We start from the raw sequence: 1,879 nt of genomic DNA, 5'->3' as shown, positions 1-1,879 counted from the left end.
CCCGCGGCTGCCCGGCGCCACCGTCTACTCCAGCCTCGAACCCTGCGCCCGCCGCGCCTCCCGCCCCGCCCCCTGTGCCCGGCTCATCCTCGACGCCGGCGTCCGCCGTGTCGTCACCGCCTGGCGCGAACCCGACACCTTCGTCGCCGGGGCCGACGGCAGCGGACTCCTCACCGCGCACGGTGCCCACGTCGTCGTCCTGCCCGAGTACGCGGACCGCGCCAAGGCTCCCAACCGGCACCTGGAACCCCCCGCCTGACCTCAGCCCGGCCCAACCCGTCCTTCGCCTCCGCCCCGGCAGGGACACGGGATCTTGGGCGATCGCGCGGCCCGTCGGGAAGCGTCGTCGGGGTGGAGCCCGGTCGGCTGGGGCTGCTCAGTCGGCAGTCTCGATCCGCTCCGGGGCGACGCCCAGGATGAGCTTCTCCAGCGCGTCCCGGGCAGAGCCGAACGTAGCCAGCCAGGTCTCGACCAGGTAGATCTCGCTGTTCTCGTCGATGCCGAGGAGGAATCTGCCCTCATCGAGTTCACCGAGGGGGAAGACGGCGCGCCCGATGGTGTGACTCCAGTCGGCGAAGCGGTCCTCCTCACCGATCAGGTTGTCCGGGTCGAAGGTGAAGGGGGTCTTGGCGCAGGTGATCCCGGGTCCGCTGATCCGGACGTCCAGGCCACCGAACTCCGCCAAGAAGGCTTCGGCGGCATCGTGCATGCGGATCAGGCCGGTCTTCTCGAGCGCCTTGCGCCAGCGGCCCGTCGAGACGTGCCGTCCCGGCCGCCAGCCTGCCGAGCGCAGTGTCTCCTCGATCACGCCGGTTCCCCGTAGATGCGTCACCGCCGCATCGACCCATGCCTTGTCCACCGGCACGTCTCCGGGCCAGCCGGGCCGCCAGTCCGCCTGCCAGTGGGTGAAGTCGTCACGCAGGAACCGCGGGTCGACTGGCTTGAGTCGCACTTGCTGTCGCTGATCGGCCCACCAGACCTCGAATGCGGCCTCGGTCCCCTCGCTCGGCCAGCGTTCTGCGGCCGTCGGCAGAAGCAGAACATCGACGAACCCTCCGACCGGAAGACCGATGTCGACGAAGATCCCGATCGCACCCGGTCTCGGGACTGCCGTCACCGTCCCTCGGAACCTTTGGCCGAACCGCAGGCCGCTACGGATTCGAATCCACTCTTCAGCGCTGACCACCCGGACATCCTGGCACCCTGCTGTTGCACATGGCGGCGGGACGGTCGTGGTGGTGGGGCGGGGGACCATGGACGTTGAAGACGGGGTCTTCTCCTTCCGGGATCTCGAAGACGAAAGGGGGTGCGGGAAACCGTGGTGCTGGTGGTCCTGAGCATGGCGTACACTTGAATCACCGACGCGGGGTGGAGCAGCTCGGTAGCTCGCTGGGCTCATAACCCAGAGGTCGCAGGTTCAAATCCTGTCCCCGCTACTGAAGGCCCAGGGCCGGAGTCCGTGTGAACGGACTCCGGCCCTGAGTCGTTCCATGACGCTTGTGCCGTCTCCCTGTCTCCCCGTCTCCCCGTGTGCTCGTACGCCACGCCATGCCACGCCCCGGTGCCGGCTCCCGGTCCCGCTCCGTGGCCGTCGCCCTGCGCCGTCCGCGTCAGGCGGCGGCCGGCCCGCATGCGTGCGCCGGCCCGCTCCCGGCGTAGCCCGGTCGGACCGTTCCGCTCGCCGCGCGGGGGTGCACCGGCGAGGCTGGACGGACGGGCCGAGGCGCGGCCCGACCGTCGACGTACGCCGGGAGACAGGGTGCCGGCTGGTGAGGTGAGGGGTGTGGGACCGCCCGTCGGGCCGGTCGGCGGCTCGGCGGCCGCAGCCGACGACCGGCGGCGGATCTCGTCGACCCGTGCCTTCGTCCGTGTCCTGCCC

The 1,879-nt window shown here is 70.9% G+C and carries 1 protein-coding gene, 1 tRNA gene and 1 pseudogene; 2 read left to right on the top strand and 1 reads right to left on the bottom strand.

Annotation, left to right across the window (positions count from 1 at the left end; all coding sequences use genetic code 11):
* Positions 1–259: pseudogene (locus tag ACFYWL_RS31090) on the top strand (dCMP deaminase); the annotation flags it as partial.
* Between the two features lie 117 nt (positions 260–376).
* Here the strand turns inward: ACFYWL_RS31090 and ACFYWL_RS31085 are convergent.
* Positions 377–1,117, bottom strand: coding sequence for an SUKH-3 domain-containing protein (locus tag ACFYWL_RS31085; protein ID WP_386980375.1), 741 nt, complete (start codon positions 1,115–1,117; stop codon positions 377–379).
* Positions 1,118–1,362: 245 nt separating this feature from the next.
* Here ACFYWL_RS31085 and ACFYWL_RS31080 point away from each other — a divergent pair.
* Positions 1,363–1,436 (top strand) — tRNA-Met (locus ACFYWL_RS31080).
* Positions 1,437–1,879 lie beyond the last annotated feature (443 nt).

It is taken from the genome of Micromonospora sp. NPDC002575 (genome assembly GCF_042889525.1).
Classification (GTDB): Bacteria; Actinomycetota; Actinomycetes; order Mycobacteriales; family Micromonosporaceae; genus Micromonospora; species Micromonospora carbonacea.
Note: the sequence above shows the minus strand (reverse complement) of the source record. Positions and strands in the feature narration are given on the sequence as shown.